The 6,038-nt window shown below is 39.1% G+C and carries 7 protein-coding genes; 3 read left to right on the top strand and 4 right to left on the bottom strand.

Annotated features, from left to right (window positions below):
* Positions 1–27: 27 nt before the first annotated feature.
* The 3 genes from MLE14_RS17865 to MLE14_RS17875 form a co-directional block, all read right to left on the bottom strand.
* The gene (locus tag MLE14_RS17865) at positions 28–447 is read right to left on the bottom strand and encodes a TIGR03826 family flagellar region protein (protein ID WP_243299779.1); all 420 of its coding nucleotides are present in this window, start codon (positions 445–447) and stop codon (positions 28–30) included.
* Positions 448–528: 81 nt separating this feature from the next.
* On the bottom strand, positions 529–1,152 hold the full coding sequence (locus MLE14_RS17870) for a ComF family protein (RefSeq protein WP_390629147.1): 624 nt from the start codon (positions 1,150–1,152) through the stop codon (positions 529–531).
* Between the two features lie 110 nt (positions 1,153–1,262).
* A complete protein-coding gene (locus MLE14_RS17875; protein ID WP_243299781.1) occupies positions 1,263–2,642 on the bottom strand; it encodes a DEAD/DEAH box helicase in 1,380 nt (459 codons plus the stop codon).
* A gap of 246 nt (positions 2,643–2,888) precedes the next feature.
* Between MLE14_RS17875 and MLE14_RS17880 the strand changes: the two genes are divergently transcribed.
* The 3 genes from MLE14_RS17880 (at position 2,889) to MLE14_RS17890 (ending at position 4,204) form a co-directional block, all read left to right on the top strand.
* The gene (locus tag MLE14_RS17880) at positions 2,889–3,038 is read left to right on the top strand and encodes a DUF4062 domain-containing protein (RefSeq protein ID WP_243299782.1); all 150 of its coding nucleotides are present in this window, start codon (positions 2,889–2,891) and stop codon (positions 3,036–3,038) included.
* Between the two features lie 218 nt (positions 3,039–3,256).
* A complete protein-coding gene (locus MLE14_RS17885) occupies positions 3,257–3,769 on the top strand; it encodes a hypothetical protein (protein ID WP_243299783.1) in 513 nt (170 codons plus the stop codon).
* 258 nt (positions 3,770–4,027) lie between these two features.
* Entirely contained in the window at positions 4,028–4,204 is a 177-nt protein-coding gene (locus tag MLE14_RS17890) for a hypothetical protein (RefSeq protein ID WP_243299784.1), read from the top strand.
* Positions 4,205–4,330: 126 nt separating this feature from the next.
* Here the strand turns inward: MLE14_RS17890 and MLE14_RS17895 are convergent, their stop codons facing one another.
* Complete coding sequence (locus MLE14_RS17895; protein ID WP_243299785.1) at positions 4,331–5,173, bottom strand: DegV family protein; 843 nt, start codon at positions 5,171–5,173, stop codon at positions 4,331–4,333.
* Positions 5,174–6,038 lie beyond the last annotated feature (865 nt).

Here is a 6,038-nt window from a genome sequence, read left to right on the forward strand (position 1 = left end):
GAAGCTTGCAAATTACAGCCTCCCTGCTTATCTTCTTTTTTCATTTGTGAAATATGTAACGGTTCTCTCCCGCTTCTCTATTTCTTCTAACCGTTCCTGCTCCTTTTTCAGCGAATCTATTTGGGAGCGTAACTTCGTTTGACAGCTTGTACAGAGTTTCCCCTCTCGGATCGGTGTCGCGCATTTTTCACACGGATACGTAAGCCCAGGAAATTTGCTTAATTGGAGTCTTCCTTTTTTTATAAACTTGATAATGAGCTTTTCCGACACACCTGTTCCTTCTACAACCTGAACCATGGTGGCAGTTCGATTTTCTCTTTTTCTAATAAACGTATAAACAGTCTCAAACTGTTTTTCTTCTTCTTTAAAACAATCATCACAAACATCTCTTAAGGCATTTTTTACAAAAAGCTTATCGCAATTCGGACAATTTGATAGTTCTGGCATAATAGACCCCCTGGTAAATTCTCCCGACATCTTGGTATCTATTATACTGACAAGCTTTCATTTTGGCGAGTGTCTAAAAAGTTAACCTCTTGCAATCGTTAGAGATCGAACCTCTTTTGCCCCCTTTTCTATAAAAATTTTGGCAGCATGACGGATTGTAGCTCCAGTAGTGTAAATGTCGTCGAGAATGAGTACGGATTTATCTGTCAGATATTCTTCACTGTTCCATTGAAATATATTTTCCTGCCCAAGCCGCTCTTCTCTTGCTTTTTTTGATTGCTTTTCACTGTGTTCACGAGTTAAAAGGGAGATGAATGGTAGCTCCGCCTCTATCAAAATCGCTTCCGCTTGGTTAAATCCCCGCTCATGCAAACGTTGTTTTGATAGAGGAATAGGCACGATCAGGTCTGGCTCCAGCTGTTTGATCTTGAGCTTGATATCTCTTTTGAAAATATTCGCCAGCACATAGTCGCCTCGGAATTTGTACTGACTAATGATTTCTTTTAAAAACTCATTGTATTGATAGAGCGACTCGTTTTTCGTGAGAACTGCTTTCCATTGCGGGTCCTCCTCCCATCTCCAGCAGTCATAGCAAATCTCGCCTCTCCGATAGGATGGTTCCAGCATTTCCATTTGCCTGGAACACTTTACACAGAGTTCACCCGTCAGCGGTTCTAATCTTTCTTCACAATCTCTGCAAAGCACAGAATGATCACCATATACCAGTGCTGTCCAGGATGCTTCAGGCTGCCGTTTTTGATGACAAAATAAACAATCCGGGTACCGAAATGGCTCCAATAGGTCAGTGAAAAATTTTATAATAAGTACCCCTCCTTTTTCGCAAGTCGGTTCATTTTTTCAATGTGCTTCTTTGCTTTTACCATTTCATCTGTTTTTCCATAGTGAAAAAAGGCGACTTCCCCATTTGGATAAACTGGACTTCTCCCGACTCTCCCAGCAATTTGCACAAGGGCACTTTCCGTAAAAATTCGTTCCTCTGCACCCAGTATAGCTACATCAAGATTAGGGAAGGTTACCCCTCTTTCTAAAATCGTAGTTGTTAAAAGCATCGGCGTTTTACGTTCTCTCATAGCTTTAACTTTTTCTTTTCGATTGGGATCTTCTGCGTGAACAGCTTCGATACGGGGGTCCAGTGATTTGAAAAGCGGAAGTGCTTCTTCCATGAGCTTAATATGAGGAAAATAGAGGAGGACGGGCGTTTCAGATTGAAGACGAGAGTTAATCCATTTTAATAAAGGGTGCGGGATTTGCTTTCGCTGGAGTACCTTTTTCCAGTTCCCGATCCAGTAAAAGGTCGGCACTGGCAAGGGATGACCATGATAACGAGCTGGAATTTGTACGGAGGGTAAGGTTCCTTTTCTGGCTTTCGATTGGAAGGTTGAGTTAGGAGTCGCGGTTAAATATATGGTAGAAGATATTTCTTTTTGCGATTTTTTCACAGCTTGTTGGAGTGTTTCGTCAGCGGTATATGGGAAGGCGTCAACCTCATCGATAATGACCGTGTCAAAAGCTTTCTCAAAGCGGTAAAGCTGATGAGTGGTGGAAACAACAAGCGAAGCAAATGTATGTCGGTCCTCACTTCCCCCATAGAGTCCGACTACTGTTGTATCTGGAAAAGCTTCTTGAAGCCGAGGCAAGAGTTCGAGCACGACATCTGTTCTTGGAGTTGCAACACAAACTCTTTCTCCCTTTTGCAGAGCAGCCTCAATACCCTGAAACAAAATTTCCGTCTTCCCCGCACCGCAAACGGCCCACACAAGTAAGTTTTTCTTCGCTACAACAGCTTCAACGACTTTGTCTGCCGCATTTTGCTGAGCAGGGGATAGTTCCCCCTCCCATTGAAGACTTGAAGGTTCTATCTGAGGGCAAAATCCAGTCCATTTATACAGAGAACTGCAGGCAGAAACCCGCCCCATCCTTATGCACGTTCGGCAATAAGCACATTCCTTGCCGCACCTGGCACAGGGCATTTTATAAAATAATGATCTCGTCCGGTTACCGCAACGGTTACAGACGCATTTGCCATTTTGCTCAGTCACACCAGCTTTTATTGTAACCATGCCTTCTCGATCAGCTTCCTCCAAAACTGACTCAAACTCTGTTAACTCTTCCTTTAACAAAACTCTACCGGATAAAAATAGCTGAAGGGATTTAAATTTTACTGGAATGTTCATACAACATCTCCTCTTTCAATAAACTTTTTAGGTCTTTTGCAAATCTTTGAATCTGCTTCTTTACAGTTTTTCTGTTAACCACCCATTTATATGATTTTTACTTTGGTTTAAACAATGTAATCGGTTTTTTAAGAAGGAATTTTTACTTTTAAAATTGAAATAATTGGAAAAGGGAAATTAGTATTAAACTAACATATAAACTAAATCATCCGTAAAATACAATATCGGGAAAGGAGAATTGAGGCTGTGACTAATCAATGCAAAATATTTATAAGTTCTGCATATGAAGAAGATCTAAGACCTTTTCGCAGTAATCTTACAGAAGAATTAAGGAACAGCGGCCATGTTCCACTTCTATTTGAGGAGAATTTCGGTTATTGGGGAAATGACTCATAATTTCACATGAAAAAGGTTCTTTTACCAAAGAAGATCCTAATGTAACGGCAACATATGTTGAATATTATACAGCCTTAAAAGAAGGTAAGCTTATAATACCTTTTGTTAAAAGTGATATTGCTGAATTATATAGAGGTCACATCAAACATATTATAAAGAAAAAGAAAGAGGAGTTTATTCAAAATAAGGGATATGATCCAGTCTATACGTATGACATTATGCAAGAAGTGACAACATATATCCAAAATCATCAAGAGCAAATAAAGAAGTCATACCAAAAAACAGATGAATATGTTTGGACCTTTTTATATGATGTCGATCAACAAAGCACTTGGATGTATCCTCTTGAACTTGCTGAAACAACAGATGCTATTAAGTCTATAAAAGAATACCTAAGTGAGTTCGTAAAACTTGGGGTCAAATATATACCACTAGAAGAAGAAATCATCCAAAATGCAGAAAACGCAAACATGTTTTCAGATTATGTAGATTTTGCAGAAGATACTTTAGAGGCAATTAGAAGCGGTGTCTTAGATGCAAATTTATTACTATCCAAAATGGTTGGTAAGTTTGAGGGTGGTAAGGTTTATAATTCAAATAGTCCGTACGTTAAACAGGAATTAGGATTAGTTAAGGACTGTAGCGGAATTACACTTTATAAAAATATGAAAGATAAGATGGTTTTAGTTGCATATGGTGGAGCGACATCACGGAAAAGGAATATAATTTAGATGATTCTAATTCTTTTGTAGTGGATACATTTAACCAAGATCCAAAAAATGAGGTTTTATATTATCAAGAAAGTAAAAATCAACTTTACATGACAAGAAAAATTGGCTCTTATGTTATCTGTTCACATTATAAATTGAACGGAGAATGGAATGAAGTAAAAGTAAAGGTATATGAAAACCAACTATTTTCTGTTATAATGGAAGTAAAATCAAGACTATTTTATAGCCTATTATTTAAAATGATCGGAGGGTTAGAGGGTGAATAATATTAAACAAAAAAATAAATCTGTAGTTCGGATTGCTGAAACTCCTATTTCCCTCTCTAGTAATGAAACAGAAAAATATTTAAGAAAAGTTATCCGTGAAAGCAGTTCATTACTTGAAAAGCTTTCTGCATTCCCTAAAATTAACAATTATTGTAAACTAATAAAGTAATTTTATAAGGGTTATCCAATAAGTTAATTTATGGATAACCCTTTTTTAAAAAGAAAATAAATGTTATCCTCGGCATCATAAAAAAGACAAACTAAAATGACTTAATCTGCCTTTTCAAAGAGGTTTTTATTTTTTCATCCAGCCAAGACCCATGGCACCTTCACCTAAGTGAGTTCCAATTACAGGTCCGAAATAACTGATCATGAATTCAACATTCGGATAAAGCTGTTGCAGCTCTTCCTTCCATTCTTTTGCTTCTACTTCACGGTTAGCGTGGATAATCACAGCCTGAAGCGGCTCACCCTTGCTGGCATCTTCTCCGAGAAGTTCAGCAATTCGCTTCATTGCCTTCTTCCGAGTTCGAATTTTTTCAAACGGAACGATTTTCGTATCGACAAAATGTAGCAAAGGTTTGACCTGAAGCAAACTTCCAATTAAAGCCTGCGCACCAGACAGTCTTCCCCCTCTTTGCAGGTGTGAAAGATCATCCGCCATAAAATAAGCTCTCGTTGTCTTCTTCAGTTCATAAAGATGTTCCATAATTTGTTCAGGCTCGGTACCTTGTCCGGCAAGCTTTGCTGCCTCAACCGCATAAAAGCCTTGAACCATACAGCTCATTTCTGTATCAAACGGATAAACTTTAACACCTTCCACCATATTTCCGGCAGAAACCGCTCCCTGATAGGTACCGCTAATACCGCTTGATAAATGGATACTGATAATCGCATCATAATCCTGGGCAAGCTTCTGATACAGCTCAACAAACTCCCCAACTGATGGCTGCGAAGTAGTGGGCAGCTTTTCTGACTGCTTGACCATCTCATAAAAATCACTAACAGTAATCTCTAACTCTTCCCGATACACCTCATTGCCAAAGATAACACTGAGCGGAATGTACTGAATGTTATACTGCTCACGAAGCTCCTTCGGTAAATAAGCAGTTGTATCCGTGACGACTACAGTTTTCATCGCTCTACCTTCCTTTTAGGTACTTTTTTAGAAAATATATAGTGCTTGAAGGAAGGGCAAATAAGATAAAAAAAATTAAATAGTCCGAGTTTGCCTGCTCCATCCTTCACTCAACTAATCTCTACTATTTTATATAAAAACGGCTAAAATTGCACCAAACTCTTTCACTCTTGGAAAACTTCTCTATTTCTTGTTTAAATCCTTCTAAAAAAAGAGATTTTAAATGCGGACCCTGTAAAATTAATGTATTCATTATGGACTCTTATTCATTGATGGTTGGATCTTCGACTGAGCTTCATATAAACAAGTGCGGATGGCACATTTCCGGAGTGGAACGGCACATATACCTTGCAGTTTGGCACATATCCAACGCGAGCGGTACATAATCCTTGCAGTTTGGCACATATCCAACGTAGAGCGGCACATAATCCTTGCAGTTTGGCACATATCCAACGTAGAGCGGCACATATTCCTTGTATAGTGGACATATTCAGCGTAAAGCGACACATAATCTTGCAGTTTGGCACATATCCAACGCGAGCGGCACATAATCCTTGTAGAGTGGCACATATCCAACGCGGGCGGCACATAATCCTTGTAGAGTGGCACATATCCAACGCGAGTGGCACATATACCTTGCAGTTTGGCACATTTCCGGCGTAGAGCGGCACATAAACCTTGCAGTTTGGCACATTTCCCGCGTAGAGTGGCACATAAACCTTGCAGTTTGGCACATTTTATAAATGTCAACGATAATATGTACACTTTTGCTCGTTTTAGAATGTACAATTCTGCTATTCGGACTTTGGTATTATCCCCCAGCCTTTCTGTTTCTTTTGCTGGGGGGAGGTTTTGTTAATCTAAA

Source organism: Bacillus litorisediminis (assembly GCF_022808645.1).
Taxonomy (GTDB): Bacteria; Bacillota; Bacilli; order Bacillales; family JC228; genus Bacillus_BF; species Bacillus_BF litorisediminis.